Raw genomic sequence first — 15430 nt, 5'->3', positions numbered from 1 at the left:
ATTCCTGTCACGTCGGGGCTAATCGGCGGCGAGATCGACGAGTTCGGCCAGCGATTCCGACAGCGACGCCTGCATCGTCGGCCAGATTCCGGTGCCGAATTCGGCGACGGCCTCGGCCTCGACGTCGGCCTCCACCCGATGCGTGATGACGACGAGATCGCCGAACATCCGCATCCGATGGTCGTTACGGATCAGCCCGAAGGTCATGGGCGTCTCGTCGGTGAATCCCTCGCCCTGGGAGATCTCGGTGATCGTGCCGACCGCCGTCAGGCCGTCCTGCAGGGTCAGATCGAATGTGCTGCCGGTCTTGAAGTTCCCGTTCAACCGGCTCGCCTTGACGCCCGAATTCCACGAGGTCCATCCGTTGACGTCCGCCCACAGGGCCCACACGTTTCCGCGCGTGGCGACGACGGTGGCGGTGGTCGCGGCGAGGAAGCGTTGCCGCTCAGCCATGGTCGGCCGCCTCGGCCTCGGCGGGCCCGCCGGTGATCGGCGGATAGGACAGCATGTCGTCCTCGCCGAGCCAGTAGGCGCGCTCATGCGCCCCGACCTCGACCATCACCCCGTTGAGCGACCAGTTGGGCTGGCGCAGGGATTCCTCGTCGTGCCAGAACTTCTCGTTGAAGAACTCCAGGATCACGTTGGTATGCCAGATGAGGCCGAGCTTGGTCAGCGTCATCCGGTCGTCGGTGAGCTCGATCAACCCCTTGCGTTCGAGCCGGGCGAGTTCGGGGGCGAAGTCGTCGAGGAACGAGGTGCCGAACTTGCTGCGGTAGAACTCGTATTCGATCTCGTAGTACAGCAGCGCGAAGATCACATAGCGTTCCCGCTGCACCCGCGGCGACATCTGGTCGGTGATCGAGCTGATCAGCAGGTCGCCATTCTCCACCCGCTCCATGTACTTCTCCGGATCGGCCTCGGTGCCGAGCCGGTAACCGTCGAAGTAGCTGTAGGAACCCGGGCCGATCGCGAGGGTATCGATATAGACCTTCCAGTTGTAATGGTTGTACAGGTTCTCGTGGCCGGGCCGGCAGAAATGGTCGACCATATACATGCGGTAACCCATGCTCTCGGCGATATCCACCGCCTCTCGATACATGGCCTTCACCATCGGGCTCTCCGGGGCGTCCGGGCGGGGGATCTTGCCCTTGACGATGAGCTTGTCCTGGATCGTGTCCTTGTGGATTCGATACAGATAGATGGTGAAATGCGGAACGTTCAGCTCGTTCAGCGTTTCCAGATCGCGATGCCAGACATCGAGCGTATGCCCGGGCATGTTGAACATGAGGTCGAGCTGGATATTGGTGAAGCCGCGTGCCTGGAATGCTCGGATCACCCGCGCGCTGTCGTCGGCGGCGTGCGGTGAACCGATGATGCCGAGAACCTCCGGCTGAAAGGACTGCACGCCCAGACTGATTCGGTTGATCTTGGATTGCACGACGTAGTCGATCTTCTCGTCGTCGTAATCGCGCGCGTTGCCCTCGAGGGTGAACTCGGCGTCCTCGGCCACGGTGAACACCTCGAAGACGGTGTCCACGATCCGCTTCAGATTGGCCGTCTTGAGAATGCTTCCGGTGCCGCCGCCGATGTAGATGTTGCGGATCAGGCCCTGGGCGAACTTCGGATATGCGGCCCATCGCTTCATATCGATGATCAGCGCATCGACATACCGTTCCTCCCGGCCGCGCGAGTCGTTCTCGGAGAGCAGGCTCGCGAAGTACGGGCACGATTTGCAGCGAGTGCGGCAGAATGGGATGCCGATGTAGAGGACGAAATCGACACCGTCCTGCTGCATATCGATATGCTGTTCGAGCCATTCTCGGCCGCTATCGATGCGGTGCATGCCGGGCGGGTAGAGAATGAATGGCAGATAGCACTTGTTGGGGTAGGGATCGCCGGTTTCCGTCGGTTGCAGTTCGGTGGTGGTCATGCGGTGTCGCCTTTCGTGAATGTCAGTAGTTGCCGAGTCCGCCGCAGACGTTCAATGCCTGGGCCGTGACACCCGCGGCGCGGGGAGATGCCAGGTAGGAGACCATGGCGGCGACCTCGTCGGGTGCGATGTAGCGGCCGAGTGGCACGCGCTCCTCGATGCGCCGGCGGGCCTCGTCGACGGTGGTTCCCCAGATCGACGCGTAGTGCTCGCGCACGCGCTCGGCCATATCGGATTCGACGAAACCGGGGCAGACCGCATTCACCGTGATGCCGGATCCATTGCGCGCCAACTCGAGTCCGAGGGCCTTGGTCAGGCCCACGACGCCGTGTTTGGACGCCGAGTAGGGGACGGCATGGATGACACCCTGTTTACCGCCGGTCGAGGCGATGTTGATGATCCTGCCGCCCTCGCCCATCCGGGAGAAGCGGAGCAGATCACGAATGACGTAGAAGGTGCCGTTGAGATTGGTGGCGATGACGTCGTCCCAGAGTTCGTCCGATATCTCCGCCGTGTAACCGCCACCTGATATTCCGGCGCAGTTCACCAGGATGTCGAGTTCGATGTCGCGAGACGTCAGCGATTCGAACAGTTCTCGGACGGCATGCGGGTGCCGCACGTCGCATATCTCCACCGTGATGGATCGGCCGGGATGCTCCGCCTGGAGCTTGCTTTTGACGCTGTCGAGCGGATCCGCCGATCTGCCTAGCAGAATCACGTCGAAACCGTCCGAGGCCAGTTGGTCGGAGATCGCGAAACCGATGGATCCGGAGCCTCCGGTCACCAACGCCGTATTCATATCTAATCTCTCTAGGGCAATGGTTGTTCACGCCGCGGTCGCGGCCTTATCCTAGGTCGAGTTTCCTGATTTGCAGCGCACGCGGGAATTCTCGATCGGAAGGAAAGCCGTCGGCTACGGCACGCTGATAGTCGAAATTGGAAGTAATCCCCCACGCCTTCTAACTCAGAGAATCCCGGTGATTCACAGGCCCCAACCCTGCAGTTAGGGTATGTGTGTGCCGAGGGGGAGTCAACCCCCCAAGTTCTCAGGTCTAGAAATGCTGAACGGCCGATTCGTATTAAAATAAAGTACCGACTGCCATGGTTTTTCGTCCGGTAACCAAGGGGTAGGAATTGTTGCCCCGATTGTCACCGGCGTGATCCACTCGCCCCCGCGTCCTCGCGGTGCCATGATCGATGGACAGCCCGGTTTCTCTGGCGTGCCGGGCATTTCGCATGGCGGTGCGGTATGGACCTGGTAGCGATCGTGGGCAGTCTCGTCGGCGCGGGGGTGGTGCTGGGCGGGATCGCCATGGGCACCGGCCTGCGGGTGGTCGAACAGTTCGAGCGCGGGCTGGTATTCCGGTTCGGGCGGGTGCGGGGGGTGCGGGATCCGGGCCTGCGGCTGCTGATTCCGTTCGTGGACAGGATGCGCAAGGTGCCGATGCGGATCGTCACCATGCCGGTGCCCGCGCAGGAGGGGATCACCCGCGACAACGTCACCGTGCGGGTCGACGCGGTGGTGTACTTCCGGGTCGTCGATCCGGTGCAGGCGGTGGTCGAGGTGCAGGACTATGTGTTCGCCGTGGCCCAGGTGGCGCAGACCTCGCTGCGATCGATCATCGGCAAGAGCGAACTCGATGATCTGCTGTCCAACCGCGAACAGTTGAACAAGGGCCTCGAGCTCATGATCGACAGCCCGGCGCTGGCGTGGGGCATCCACATCGATCGGGTCGAGATCAAGGATGTGGCCCTGCCGGAGGCGTTGAAGCGATCGATGTCGCGCCAGGCCGAGGCCGAACGGGAACGCCGGGCCCGCATCATCACCGCCGAGGGCGAACTACAGGCCTCCCAGAAACTCGCCGACGCCGGCGCCACCATGGCCGCCGCCCCGGCGGCCCTGCAACTGCGCCTGCTGCAAACCGTGGTCGAGGTTGCGGCGGAACGGAATTCGACGCTGATCCTGCCGTTCCCAGTGGAACTGCTGCGTTTCCTGGAGCGGGCGGCTCCCGCACCCGAGGCGGGACAGCCGCCGATCGATCGGACCGAGCCGTCCTAGAAAGACGAAGGGCGGCACTCGAGATCGAGTGCCGCCTCTGGGGCCGGTCCGCGGCCGGCCCTGGCCTGTCGGGCCGTATCAGCCCACCGGGTTGATGACGAGAATCTGAGCCCAGTAGGCGGCCTGTTCGGGGCCGAGCAGCGGCAGCAGGTAGTCGTAGACGATCGTCGACATACGGTGCGGAACTCCCTTGTTTCTCGACATGCGCATGATGAGGTCGGGACCGACCGGCCCCAAGGACATCGGTCACAGTAACAGCGGGCCGGGAATCCCGCAGGCACAGTGGAAAACGGTCGTATGTGCCAGGTGTTTCCGGGTGGAATTGGCAGAGTTGGCTGCGAGGTGGCCGCGTTCGCGGACCGCGGGGGGATCGCTGCGGATCGACGCGCCGGGGATTCATGCGGTTTGGCTCTTGATCATGGAGTCGGGGACGCGTCACGAATTGCCGTGGACGGCATCGAATCCGGCAATTGGTACCGATCGGTCTGCCGTACCTCGGGCGGCCGCCGGATCGATCACGGTCGTGCCGCCGCGCGGCCGCACGCGGACGTGAATGCCGAGGCACCCGGGGTTGCGACCCTCCTCCGGCGTGGCGTTGGACACGTTTGAAACGCGCGGAATCCAATTGAGCCCGAGTGGGACTGGATACGGCACGCCGGGCCCGCCCCGGTGATCTGTGCTCGAGTGGCCTTATCCGTGACAAACGTCATAGAGTGTTGCTCGTTGGAAAGTTCCGTTGCCTGGGGGCGGCAACGGGGCTGTGGGTGTCAACGACGTCGGAAAGCAGGTTCTATCTCTATGCGCTTGGTTCGCAAGTTGGTTGCCGGTGCCATGATCGCCGGTGCTGCTTCGGTTTTGGCCGTGTTGGGGGCCGGGTCCGCTTCGGCGGTCGCGGTGACACCATTGCCGGGTGGGGTGCAGGTCGACCTCACCCCCGGTGACACCCAGTGGGTGCACCAGACCCACATCGGGAATGCCATCGGCGCATTGCCCCATCCCTCGGCCGCGTCGTTCGGGCAGGCGCTCGATTCGGCGGCCGATCTGTCCTCGAAGTACCCGGATGGTCGGGTCGTGTTCACGGTGTACGGTCCGTTCGACCAGTTGAGCGGCACCATGCTGGCGCTGCAGTAGCTCAGCGTCTCCGCGTGGAACTCCATCAGCGGATCGTGTCGGCGCCGGTCGATTTCGGCGTCGTACGAACCGAATTCGGATTGGCCTCGGAGTATCCGGCCGAGGCCGTCTCGGAGGCCCGCGACGCGGTCGACGCGTTCGCGGGCTCCCGGGCCGATCGCACCGACATCCCGTTCGTCACGATCGACCCGCCCGGCGCGCTGGATCTGGACCAGGCGCTGTATCTCGAACGAACCTCCTCCGGCTTCCTGCTGCGGTACGCCATCGCGGATGTGGCAGCCGTCATCGCGCCCGACGGGCCGCTGGCCCGCGAATCCCATGCGCGCGGCGAGACCTTCTATCTGCCCGACCTCAATGTGCCGCTGCATCCGACGGTGCTCTCGGAGGGTTCGGCCAGCCTGCTGCCGGATCAGGACCGCCCGGCGGCGCTGTGGACCATCGAATGCGATGAAGCGGGCGAACCGCAACGGTTTTCGGTCGAGCGCGCGCTGGTGCGCTCCCGTGCCCGCCTGGACTACGCCGCCGTCCAGGCCGATGCCGACGCCGGTCGGCTCCATCCCTCGATCGCCGCGCTGCCCGAATTCGGGCGGCTGCGCATCGAGGCCGGTCTCGACCGCGGCGCGATCGGGCTGCGGCTGCCCGAGCAGACGGTCGTGCGCGACGAACACGACGACGGGGTGACCCGCAACTGGCAGCTGGTCCTGGAACCGCGCACCGCCGCCGACGATTGGAACGAACAGGTCTCGCTGCTGACCGGCATCTGCGCGGCCCGCATCATGCTGGACGACGGTGACCGGCTCGGCCTGTTGCGCACGATGCCCGCACCGCAGCAGCCCGCGATCGACTCGATGCGGCGCACCGCGGCCGCGCTCGGGGTCCACTGGCCCGCCGAGGTTTCCGTGGGCCGGATGCTCGCCGGGCTGGACCCCACCACGCCCGCGGCGCTGGTGCTGATGTCGGAGGCCACCGGCCTGCTGCGCGGCGCGACCTACACCGTGGTCGACGGCGAGCTGCCGAATATCGTGCAGCACAGCGGAATCGGCGCTCCCTACGCCCATGTCACCGCGCCGTTGCGCCGATTGGCCGACCGCTACGCCACCGAGATCTGCCTGGCCCGCTGCGCCGGGACGCCCGTACCGCGCTGGGTGCGCACCGGACTGGCCGAGGCCGCGGAGGCGATGCGCCGCGGCGACGGGGTCGCGGGCAAGCTCGAGCGCGCATGCCTGGATCTCACCGAATCCATGGTGCTCGCGAGCCGCGTGGGCTCGGTGTTCCGCGCGGTGGTGGTCCGGGAGGCCAACGGCAGTCGTCCCGCGGAGATCTTCGTCGCCGATCCGCCGGTGGTGGCCAAATGCGTCGGCTCCCCGCCGGAGGGCTGGCGGGTGCGGGTGCGGCTGGTGGAATCCGAACCCGCCACGCGCACGGTCACTTTCGCCTTTCCGGCGGACTGACGTTCACTGCCGCGCCGCGACGCGCTCCATCGCGATCTCGACGCGATAGCCGATCATCACCGTGACGATCAGGGCCACCGAGATGATGCCCTCGGCGAGGAAGAACGAGGCGAAGTCGATGACCGAGCCGATCGGCGGGTTACCGGGGACGGCATTGCGCAGCGGTACCACCGCGAACAGCATCACCGCCATCAACGAGCACGCCGGGAACAGCAGCCCGCGCCGCCAGCGCAGCACGTAGTAGGCGGTCGTGACGACGGCGATCGCCAGTCCGAGCATCAGGACCATGAGGAAGACGGCGAAGGTCGTGGTCGGGGTCGTGCGCCGGGCGTCGAGCGTCAGGTCGACCAGCGTGGGATCGCCTCCGTCCGCGGCGCTGAACCTGCTCGCGAGCTGGAAGAACGCGTCGTTGTTGGCGATCGTGACCATGGTCGGGACCGCACGGCCGTCGCTGCCGAGCACCTGAACCACCGGACGGGTGTGGTAGGTGTCGAAGGGGTAATCGGTGGTGGTGCCGAGCAATTCGAGCCTCGTATCGATGGTCGATACCGGATGGCCCGCCTTCAGCGGAATCGGATCCGATTTCGCGGCCGTCGGCATGAGAAGCACCGCATCGGTTCGGAAGTCGCCCGCCTCGTCGGCGAGCGCGCCCCGGGCGAAGACGTTCACCGCGATCGTCGCGGTCTGCGTCGCGGTATCGATCCTGCTGATCGATAAGCTCACCTCGGCCCGGTCCGGCGCGTCGATGCCCCCGAAAGAATAGACCTTATCGGCGCGGTTGCGGCCCACCTCGTACATGCCCAGGCTGGCGGCCATGATCGCGATCAGCGCCAGCGCGGCGAGGGCGGCCCAGAGCCACCCGCGGATTCCGTTCTTCGCCCGATGCTGCATCCGGCGATGGTAGCCACGCGGCGCTGCCCAATCCTCGCGACACGGCTAACAATTGGCAAATCACTAGCCGAGCATGTCCCGATGTCTGTATTTGGTCTGCAGGAACTCCGCGGCGACGGGATAGTTCTCCAAGGCCTTGCGGGCCGCCGCGGCCTCGGACATCGACAGCGCGTCATAGACGTCGGTCTCGGCTCCGCGTGTGCGCGCGGCGGCGGCGCGGGTCTGGATCATGGCCACGGCCTCGATGGCGTCGCGATGATCGCCGAGCACCGACTGCAGCTTCTTGGCGTTGCGGGCCAGCTCCTCGGCCGGGCCGTTCAGCACCCCGATCGCGGCGTCGGAGGAATAGCGCAATCGCTTGGCGGCCTTGCGGATCTCGTGCAGATGTTCGACGCGATCGGTCTCCGGCACCTCCGGCTCGGCGCGCACCATCGTGCGTAATCGCCGGAAGTCCTTGCGTAGCACCGCGGAGAAGATATCGGCAGCCTCGGCCTTGGCGCGTTTCTTGTGCAGCGGCGGATCCGAGCGCAGCTGCGTCAGACGTTCGCGCAGGTTCGCGTAGCGGTCGCCGTCGAGGGCGCGCAGCACGGCCTTGTGCGCGCGGGTGTACTTCGCGCGTTCGGCCGAGACCAGGCGCCGCCCGATGCGCCGCTGTTCGGTGGGCTGCTCCTCGGTCAGCGCGGCGAAGCGTTCGGCGCGCACCTCCGCATCGCGCGCGACACCCAACAACCCGGCCAGCCAACGCAATTCGTCGCGGATCTCACCGATCGGCTTGTCGTGGAACACCTTTCGATACGAGCGCAGCACGCTGCGCAGGCGGCGGGTCGCCACCCGCATGCTGTGCACCGAATCGGGGCGGTCGGCGCGCACGTCCGGCTCGGCGGACAGCAGCCGGTCCAGATCGTCGGCCAGGGCGGCGACGAGGGCGGGACCGGCTGCGGTGCGCATCAGCTGTTCCGGAACTTGTCGGTGGCCTCGATCAGGTAGTGGGTCGTACCCGGCTCGCTGGCCGCATGTCCGGCGTCGTCGACGATGTGCAGTTCCGAATTCGGCCACACCTTGTGCAGATCCCAGGCGCTGATCGCCGGGCAGACGATGTCGTGGCGGCCCTGGACGATGACGCCGGGAATGTGGGCGATGCGGTCGATATCGCGCAGCAGCTGCCCGTCGTCGAGGAAGCCGCCGTGCATGAAGTAATGATTCTCGATCTTCGCGAACGCCAGCGCGAATCGCGGATCACCGGATTCGGCCACCCGATCCGGTTGTGGCAGTAACGAACTCGTCGCGCCCTCCCAGGTGGACCACGCGACGGCCGCGGCGGTGGCCACCTCGGGATCGGGGGAATGCAACAGCCCGTGATAGACGCTCACGAGATCTCCTCGGCGCTCGGATTCCGGCACCGGTGCCAGGAACTTGTCCCATTCGTCAGGGTACACGTAACCGGCGGGCCCGTTGTAATACCAGTCGATCTCCTTGCGGCGCAACAGGAATATGCCGCGCAACACCAATTCGGTGACGCGATCGGGATGGGTCTGCGCATAGGACAGCGCCAAAGTCGAACCCCACGAGCCGCCGAATACCTGCCAGCGCTCGACGCCCAAATGCGTTCGCAGTCTTTCGATATCGGCGACCAGATGCCACGTCGTGTTCGTATCCAGGCTCGCGCCGTCGGCGATATGCGGGACCGAACGCCCGCAGCCGCGCTGATCGAACAGCACGATGCGATAGGCCCGCGGATCGAAGAACTGACGCTGGAACGGGGAGGTGCCGCCGCCGGGGCCGCCGTGCAGGAACACCACGGGCTTACCGTCGGGGTTACCGCTCTCCTCCCAGTAGATCTGCTGGCCGTCGCCGACATCCAGCAGACCCTGGCGGTTCGGTTCGATGGGCAGGTACGGGGCGCGCATCAGAACGCGATCCCCGCCGCCAGATCCTGCAGCTCGAGCGCCTTGAGCGCCTCGGTGCGGACATCCGGGCAGTTCTTCGTGGTGATCCGGTCGACGATCGGCTTATCGGCCAGGACCTGCAGATTGATGCCGCCGTTGCGGGCCGCCCAGTCGTGCACGGTGATGTTGAGCGCCACCCGGCCCAGCGTGGGGCCCTGCACGCGCCAGTCCGACAGCTGCGGGGAGATCGCATCGCACAGCTGCTTGCCGATCTCGTCGGTGACCTGCGCGGGGGCGGGCTTGACGCCGGTCCCGGGCGCGGCCGAGCCGGTGGGACGGGCCGTGGACGTGATCGACCCGCTGGATCCGGCGGGCGTCGTCGATTGGTTCGCGCCACCCCCGCATCCGGCGATCAGTGCGGTCACCACCACGGCTGGGGCGGCGAACGCACCGCGAGTCCTCCAACGGCTCTGCGACATCTGTACCCTTTGTTCGGTTTACTCTGGCGTCGGCCTCCGAGTCTGCCATTGATCGGTATCGCTCGCCCGAACCTCGAGCCGTAATCGGCACGGCCCCCAGTAATCTCTGCGGTATGGCACGGGATGAGCGCGGGGTAACCGCCCAGAGTGAGGACTTTGCTGCCTGGTACAACGAGGTGGTCTTCAAGGCCGGCCTCGTCGATCGAGGCCCGGCCAAGGGCACCATGGTCATCCGACCGTACGGATACCGGTTGTGGGAGCAGTTGCAGTCCGAACTCGACCGTCGCATCAAGGCCACCGGCCACGAGAACGCCTACTTCCCGCTGTTGATCCCGGAGAGCTATCTGGCCCGCGAGGCCGAGCACGTCGAGGGCTTCGCGCCGGAGCTGGCGGTGGTCACCCACGCCGGCGGTAAGGAGCTCGAGGAGGCGCTGGTGGTGCGGCCGACCTCGGAGACGATCATCGGCGAGATGATGGCCAAGTGGATCAGCTCGCACCGCGATCTGCCGCTGCTGCTGAACCAGTGGGCCAATGTGGTGCGCTGGGAGCTGCGGCCGCGAATGTTCCTGCGCACCACCGAGTTTCTGTGGCAGGAGGGTCACACCGCCCATATCGATGCCGACGATGCGCACCGGGAGACCATGCTGGCCTTGGATCTCTATCACGAGGTGGCGCGGGATCTGGCCGCGATGCCGGTGATCGCGGGCGAGAAGACCCCGGGGGAGCGCTTCGCCGGGGCGGTGGCCACCTACACCATCGAGGGCATGATGCGCGACGGTCGCGCGCTGCAGGCGGGCACCTCCCATTACATGGGCACCAACTTCGCTACGGCGTTCGATATCCGCTACACCGGTGAGGAGGGCCGAGAGGAGCTGTGCCACACCACATCCTGGGGTATGAGCACCCGGATGATCGGCGGCGTCGTCATGACCCACGGCGATGACAAGGGACTGGTGTTCCCGCCGCGGCTCGCACCGCATCAGGTGGTGATCGTCCCGATCACCCGCGGCGGCAATACCGCGGTGGAGGAGGCCGCCCAGCAGTTGGCGGGGCGGCTGCGCGGGGCGGGTGTGCGCACCCATGTCGATGCCCGCCCGCAGCTCACGCCCGGATTCAAGTACAACGAATGGGAGATGCGCGGCGTGCCGATCCGGCTCGAACTCGGGCCGCGCGATCTCGAGGCGGGCACCGCGATGATGGTGAAACGTCTTGGCGGCGAAGGGAAACAGGCCGTCGCGATCGATGCGTTGCCGACCGTACTGCCCGGGATCCTCGACGAGTTCCAGGACTATCTGCTCGCCCGCGCGACCGCGTTCCGCGATGAGCACACCCATCCGGCCGACACCTGGGACGAGTTCGTCGCGGCGGTGGCGACGGGATGGGCGCTGAGCCTGCACTGCGGCGCCCCGGCGTGTGAGGCCGATATCAAGTCCGTCACGGCCGCGACACCCAGATGTATTCCGCTGGAAGGTAATCCGGCCGCGGGGGCGTGTGTACGCTGCGGGGCCGCGTCGGCGTACGGGAAGCGAGTGATCTTCGGGCGGGCCTACTGAGGCCCTGGAGGTCCCGGCGAAGAGCGTGCCGGGACCTCCAGGGACCGGAGTGGGGCTCGGATCAGAAGCTGTGCTCGGCGGCCGGATAGGTGCCCCTGCGTACCTCATCGGCGTAAGCCGCTGCGGCGCTGCGCAATTGATCGCCGATCTGGGCGAAATGCTTGACGAACTTGGCGGTCTTACCGCTGGTGTAGGCGGCCATATCCTGCCAGACCAGCACCTGGGCATCGCAATCCGCGCCGGCGCCGATGCCGACGGTCGGAATGGTCAGCTTGCGGGTGACCTGGCCGGCCAGTTCGGCGGGCACCATCTCCATGACCACCGAGAACGCGCCGGCCTCCTGCACCGCCAGCGCGTCGGCGATGAGCTGCTCCGCGGCGTCACCGCGGCCCTGTACGCGGAAACCGCCCAGGGTGTTGACCGACTGCGGGGTGAAGCCGATATGCGCCATCACCGGGATGCCGGCCGCGGTCAGGGTCGCGATCTGCTCCGAAACCCGTTCGCCGCCTTCGAGTTTCACCGCCTGGGCGCCGCCCTCCTTCATCAGGCGCACGGCAGTGTCGAACGCCCGCTGCGGGGACACCTCGTAGCTGCCGAACGGCAGATCGGCCACCACCAGCGCATGCGGCGCGCCGCGCACCACGCCGCGCACCAGCGGGATGAGCTCGTCCAGCGAAATCGGCACGGTCGTGTCGTAGCCGTAGACGACATTGGCCGCCGAATCGCCGACCAGCAGCACCGGAATCTCGGCCTCTTCGAACAGTTTCGCCGTGGAGTAGTCGTAGGCGGTCAGCATCGCCCACTTCTCGCCCGCGGCCTTCATCTGCTGCAGATGCTGTACTCGAATCTTCTTCTTGGAAGGCTGGGTCTTTGTCCCCCAGCCCGCCCCAACAGCACCGTAGGCAGCGTTTTCCTGATCGGACATCATCGTCCCTCTCGTTGTCGCCTCGAGGCCCGATACGGGTCCCCGGGTTGGTATGACCCCCTCAGTGTGCATCGGGCCGATCACGGATTTAAGGGATGAGAACCATGGAATTGGTCACAGGCGACGGGATGGCAGGATCGGACCATGTCGTTGTTGCGTTCCGGTCGTGTCGCCGCCCTCGTGGCCCTGACATGTGTGGCTGCCGCCTGCACCATCTCCGGTAAGGAGGAGCCCGTGCAGTCCTCGTCCGCCCCGACGCCCGCCGCACTGGATCGCTTCTACAAGCAGACCCCACAGTGGAGCAGCTGCACCGGAATCTCCAGCGATCCGCAGGACCGGTTCCCGCGCGATGCCGAATGCACCCGGATCACCGTCCCGATCGATTACGCCAAGCCCGACGGCGGCACCGCCCAGATCGCGGTATCGCGAATCAAGGCCACGGGCCAGCGGATCGGCTCGGTGCTGATCAATCCCGGCGGCCCGGGCGTGGGCGGTCTGGCGATGGCGACGCAGGGTAAGGGCACGCCGCTGGCCGAGCGATTCGATCGGATCGGCTTCGATCCGCGCGGCATCGGGGCGTCCACACCCGCCATCGCCTGCCTGACCGCCAAGGAATGGGACGATCAGCGCGCCGAACCGCAGAAGGACAACTCGCCCGCGGGCATCGCGGCCGCGGAGAACGAGAACAAGCAGTACGCGGTGCATTGCACCGAGCGCACCGGCAACGACTTCCTCGCCCATGTCGGCACCCGAGAGGTGGTGCAGGATATGGACGTCATCCGGGCGGTGCTGGGCGATCCGAAGCTCACCTACGTCGGCTACTCCTATGGCACCCGCCTGGGCTCGGCCTATGCCGAGAAGTTCCCCGATCGGGTGCGGGCGCTGGTGCTCGACGGCGCGGTCGATCCCGAACAGCAGCCGGTGCAGGAGTCGCTGCAGCAGGTCGCCGGATTCCAGAAGGCGTTCGACGCCTACGCCGCGGATTGCGCGAAGGATTCCGACTGCCCGCTGGGCACCGATCCGGCGCAGTCGGTGGGACGATTCCGCGCGCTGATGGCGCCGCTGTGGGATCACCCGCTGGCAACCAAGGACGGCCGCCCGCTGACCTACAGCGATGCGATCACCGGCGTGCAGAACAGCCTCTACGCCGAGGACCGCTGGGAGGTGCTGACCGCCGGGCTGACCCAGGCGATCGGCGGGCACGGCGATATCCTGCTCGCGCTGGCCGACGATTACGACGGCCGCCGTCCCGACGGCAGCTATTCCAATGCCCAGGACGCCTTCCTGGCCATCCACTGCGTCGACGATCCCGCGGTCAAGGACCGGGCGGTGACCGATCAGGAGGACGGCGAGATCCGCAAGGCCGCACCCTTCCTCGACGACGGCCACGCCACCGGGCACGCTCCGCTCGAGCTGTGCGCGTTCTGGCCGGTGCCCAATACCGAGACCCCGCACAAGATTTCGGCCCCGGGCCTGCCCAAGACCGTGGTCATCTCCACCACCCAGGACCCGGCCACCCCGTATCAGTCGGGCGTCAACCTGGCCAAGGACCTGGGCGCGGCGCTGATCACCAACCGCGGCACCCGGCATACGGCGTTTCTGTCGGGCGGCGTGTCGTGTGTCGACAATGCGGTATTCGACTACCTGGTCGAGCTGAAGGAGCCCCCGGCCGGGCTCACGTGCGGATGAGGATGGTTGCTGTCCCGACACGCTTTCCGTCGGGAACTGGCTATGTAACACGGATTTAACGCCGCTTGCTTACGCTCGCGGCTATGGATCGCCAGAAGGAATTCGTGCTGCGGACGCTCGAGGAGCGGGATATTCGCTTCGTACGCCTGTGGTTCACGGATGTCTTGGGGTATCTCAAGTCCGTCGCGATCGCTCCCGCGGAGCTGGAGGGCGCCTTCGAGGAGGGTATCGGCTTCGACGGTTCGGCCATCGAGGGCTTCGCCCGCGTATCCGAGGCCGATATGGTGGCCCGGCCCGATCCCTCGACCTTCCAGGTGCTGCCGTGGTCGACCAGTAAGGGTCATCAGCATTCGGCGCGCATGTTCTGCGATATCGCGATGCCCGACGGCTCGCCGTCGTGGGCCGATCCGCGCCACGTGTTGCGGCGGCAGCTGAACAAGGCCGGCGATCTGGGCTTCAGCTGCTACGTCCATCCGGAGATCGAGTTCTTCCTGGTGAAATCGGGTCTGGTGGACGGCAATCCGGTGCCGGTGGACAACGGCGGCTTCTTCGATCAGACGGTCCACGACGAGGCCCCGAACTTCCGCCGCCACGCCATCGACTCGCTCGAGTCGATGGGCATCTCGGTGGAGTTCAGCCATCACGAGGGCGCGCCCGGCCAGCAGGAGATCGATCTCCGCTACGCCGACGCCCTGTCGATGGCCGATAACGTGATGACCTTCCGCTACCTCATCAAGGAGGTGGCGATCGATGAGGGCGTGCGGGCGTCGTTCATGCCCAAACCCTTTGCCGCGCATCCGGGTTCGGCCATGCATACGCATATGAGCCTGTTCGAGGGTGAGCAGAACGCCTTCGCCGATCCCGACGATCCGCTCAACCTGTCGGAGACCGCGCGGGCGTTCATCGCGGGAATCCTGGAGCACGCCAACGAGATCAGCGCCGTCACCAATCAGTGGGTCAACTCCTACAAGCGGCTGGTGCACGGCGGCGAGGCGCCGACCGCGGCGTCCTGGGGCCGGTCGAATCGCTCCGCGCTGGTTCGGGTTCCGATGTACACCCCGAACAAGCAGTCCTCGCGCCGGGTCGAGATCCGCAGCCCCGATTCGGCGTGCAATCCGTATCTGACCTTCGCGGTGCTGCTGGCCGCGGGCCTGCGCGGCATCGAGAAGGGCTACACGCTGCCGCCGGAGGCCGAGGACGATGTGTGGTCGCTGACCTCGGCCGAGCGGCGCGCCATGGGTTTCCGTGAGCTGCCGGGCAGCCTGGACGAGGCGCTCAAGGCGATGGAGCGTTCGGAACTGGTCGCCGAGGCCCTCGGCGAGCATGTCTTCGACTTCTTCCTGCGCAACAAGCGCCGCGAATGGGCGGGCTACCGTGCCCAGATCACCCCGTACGAGTTGGCGGAGTACCTGGACTTCTAGAGCGGGCACGAACCG

At 66.3% G+C, this 15430-nt stretch carries 14 protein-coding genes; 6 read left to right on the top strand and 8 right to left on the bottom strand.

What is annotated here, in order from left to right:
- Positions 1-18: 18 nt before the first annotated feature.
- From ACIA76_RS35440 to ACIA76_RS35430, 3 genes are read right to left on the bottom strand one after another with little or no spacing between them, the layout of a single operon-like run.
- The gene (locus ACIA76_RS35440) at positions 19-453 is read right to left on the bottom strand and encodes a hypothetical protein (RefSeq protein WP_397158418.1); all 435 of its coding nucleotides are present in this window, start codon (positions 451-453) and stop codon (positions 19-21) included.
- Positions 446-1930, bottom strand: a complete 1485-nt coding sequence (locus ACIA76_RS35435) for a coproporphyrinogen-III oxidase family protein (protein WP_397158416.1) — start codon at positions 1928-1930, stop codon at positions 446-448. The genes ACIA76_RS35440 and ACIA76_RS35435 overlap by 8 nt, the downstream gene beginning before the upstream one ends.
- A gap of 22 nt (positions 1931-1952) precedes the next feature.
- The gene (locus tag ACIA76_RS35430) at positions 1953-2729 is read right to left on the bottom strand and encodes an SDR family NAD(P)-dependent oxidoreductase (protein ID WP_397158414.1); all 777 of its coding nucleotides are present in this window, start codon (positions 2727-2729) and stop codon (positions 1953-1955) included.
- 450 nt (positions 2730-3179) lie between these two features.
- On the opposite strand from ACIA76_RS35430, the gene ACIA76_RS35425 reads away from it, so the two are divergent.
- From ACIA76_RS35425 to ACIA76_RS35415, 3 genes are all read left to right on the top strand, one after another.
- A complete protein-coding gene (locus ACIA76_RS35425) occupies positions 3180-3989 on the top strand; it encodes an SPFH domain-containing protein (protein WP_397158412.1) in 810 nt (269 codons plus the stop codon).
- 798 nt (positions 3990-4787) lie between these two features.
- Positions 4788-5120: a hypothetical protein gene (locus ACIA76_RS35420; RefSeq protein ID WP_397158410.1), complete on the top strand. Its 333-nt coding sequence runs from the start codon at positions 4788-4790 to the stop codon at positions 5118-5120.
- A gap of 14 nt (positions 5121-5134) precedes the next feature.
- Positions 5135-6571, top strand: a complete 1437-nt coding sequence (locus ACIA76_RS35415) for an RNB domain-containing ribonuclease (protein WP_397158408.1) — start codon at positions 5135-5137, stop codon at positions 6569-6571.
- Positions 6572-6574: 3 nt separating this feature from the next.
- Here ACIA76_RS35415 and ACIA76_RS35410 read toward each other — a convergent pair whose 3' ends face one another.
- From ACIA76_RS35410 to ACIA76_RS35395, 4 genes are all read right to left on the bottom strand, one after another.
- Positions 6575-7462, bottom strand: coding sequence for a DUF4436 family protein (locus tag ACIA76_RS35410; RefSeq protein WP_397158407.1), 888 nt, complete (start codon positions 7460-7462; stop codon positions 6575-6577).
- A 63-nt stretch (positions 7463-7525) separates the two neighbouring features.
- Positions 7526-8410, bottom strand: a complete 885-nt coding sequence (locus tag ACIA76_RS35405; RefSeq protein WP_397158405.1) for a CHAD domain-containing protein — start codon at positions 8408-8410, stop codon at positions 7526-7528.
- Complete coding sequence (pip, locus tag ACIA76_RS35400; RefSeq protein ID WP_397158403.1) at positions 8410-9369, bottom strand: prolyl aminopeptidase; 960 nt, start codon at positions 9367-9369, stop codon at positions 8410-8412. Before pip ends, ACIA76_RS35405 begins: the two co-directional genes overlap by 1 nt.
- Positions 9369-9827 carry a hypothetical protein gene (locus ACIA76_RS35395; RefSeq protein WP_397158402.1) on the bottom strand — a complete coding sequence of 153 codons (459 nt, stop codon included), beginning with the start codon at positions 9825-9827 and terminating at the stop codon, positions 9369-9371. The genes pip and ACIA76_RS35395 overlap by 1 nt, the downstream gene beginning before the upstream one ends.
- A gap of 113 nt (positions 9828-9940) precedes the next feature.
- Here ACIA76_RS35395 and proS point away from each other — a divergent pair, with 113 nt between their 5' ends.
- Positions 9941-11380, top strand: a complete 1440-nt coding sequence (gene proS / locus ACIA76_RS35390) for a proline--tRNA ligase (RefSeq protein ID WP_397158400.1) — start codon at positions 9941-9943, stop codon at positions 11378-11380.
- Positions 11381-11441: 61 nt separating this feature from the next.
- Here the strand turns inward: proS and panB are convergent, their stop codons facing one another.
- Positions 11442-12308, bottom strand: a complete 867-nt coding sequence (gene panB, locus ACIA76_RS35385) for a 3-methyl-2-oxobutanoate hydroxymethyltransferase (RefSeq protein WP_397158398.1) — start codon at positions 12306-12308, stop codon at positions 11442-11444.
- Between the two features lie 141 nt (positions 12309-12449).
- On the opposite strand from panB, the gene ACIA76_RS35380 reads away from it, so the two are divergent.
- Together ACIA76_RS35380 and glnA are read left to right on the top strand one after the other, a co-directional pair.
- Positions 12450-13994, top strand: a complete 1545-nt coding sequence (locus ACIA76_RS35380) for an alpha/beta hydrolase (protein ID WP_397158396.1) — start codon at positions 12450-12452, stop codon at positions 13992-13994.
- Between the two features lie 83 nt (positions 13995-14077).
- Complete coding sequence (gene glnA / locus ACIA76_RS35375) at positions 14078-15415, top strand: type I glutamate--ammonia ligase (RefSeq protein ID WP_397158393.1); 1338 nt, start codon at positions 14078-14080, stop codon at positions 15413-15415.
- Positions 15416-15430 lie beyond the last annotated feature (15 nt).

The organism is Nocardia sp. NPDC051570 (assembly GCF_044454005.1).
In the GTDB taxonomy this organism is placed as follows: Bacteria; Actinomycetota; Actinomycetes; order Mycobacteriales; family Mycobacteriaceae; genus Nocardia.
Note: the sequence above shows the minus strand (reverse complement) of the source record. Positions and strands in the feature narration are given on the sequence as shown.

Bases quoted from the DNA above. Each gene is read 5' to 3' on its own strand.
- ACIA76_RS35440 (WP_397158418.1), bottom strand. From the start codon at position 453: ATGGCTGAGCGGCAACGCTTCCTCGCCGCGACCACCGCCACCGTCGTC.
- ACIA76_RS35435 (WP_397158416.1), bottom strand. From the start codon at position 1,930: ATGACCACCACCGAACTGCAACCGACGGAAACCGGCGATCCCTACCCC.
- ACIA76_RS35430 (WP_397158414.1), bottom strand. From the start codon at position 2,729: ATGAATACGGCGTTGGTGACCGGAGGCTCCGGATCCATCGGTTTCGCG.
- ACIA76_RS35425 (WP_397158412.1), top strand. From the start codon at position 3,180: ATGGACCTGGTAGCGATCGTGGGCAGTCTCGTCGGCGCGGGGGTGGTG.
- ACIA76_RS35420 (WP_397158410.1), top strand. From the start codon at position 4,788: ATGCGCTTGGTTCGCAAGTTGGTTGCCGGTGCCATGATCGCCGGTGCT.
- ACIA76_RS35410 (WP_397158407.1), bottom strand. From the start codon at position 7,462: ATGCAGCATCGGGCGAAGAACGGAATCCGCGGGTGGCTCTGGGCCGCC.
- ACIA76_RS35405 (WP_397158405.1), bottom strand. From the start codon at position 8,410: ATGCGCACCGCAGCCGGTCCCGCCCTCGTCGCCGCCCTGGCCGACGAT.
- pip (WP_397158403.1), bottom strand. From the start codon at position 9,369: ATGCGCGCCCCGTACCTGCCCATCGAACCGAACCGCCAGGGTCTGCTG.
- ACIA76_RS35395 (WP_397158402.1), bottom strand. From the start codon at position 9,827: ATGTCGCAGAGCCGTTGGAGGACTCGCGGTGCGTTCGCCGCCCCAGCC.
- proS (WP_397158400.1), top strand. From the start codon at position 9,941: ATGGCACGGGATGAGCGCGGGGTAACCGCCCAGAGTGAGGACTTTGCT.
- panB (WP_397158398.1), bottom strand. From the start codon at position 12,308: ATGATGTCCGATCAGGAAAACGCTGCCTACGGTGCTGTTGGGGCGGGC.
- ACIA76_RS35380 (WP_397158396.1), top strand. From the start codon at position 12,450: ATGTCGTTGTTGCGTTCCGGTCGTGTCGCCGCCCTCGTGGCCCTGACA.
- glnA (WP_397158393.1), top strand. From the start codon at position 14,078: ATGGATCGCCAGAAGGAATTCGTGCTGCGGACGCTCGAGGAGCGGGAT.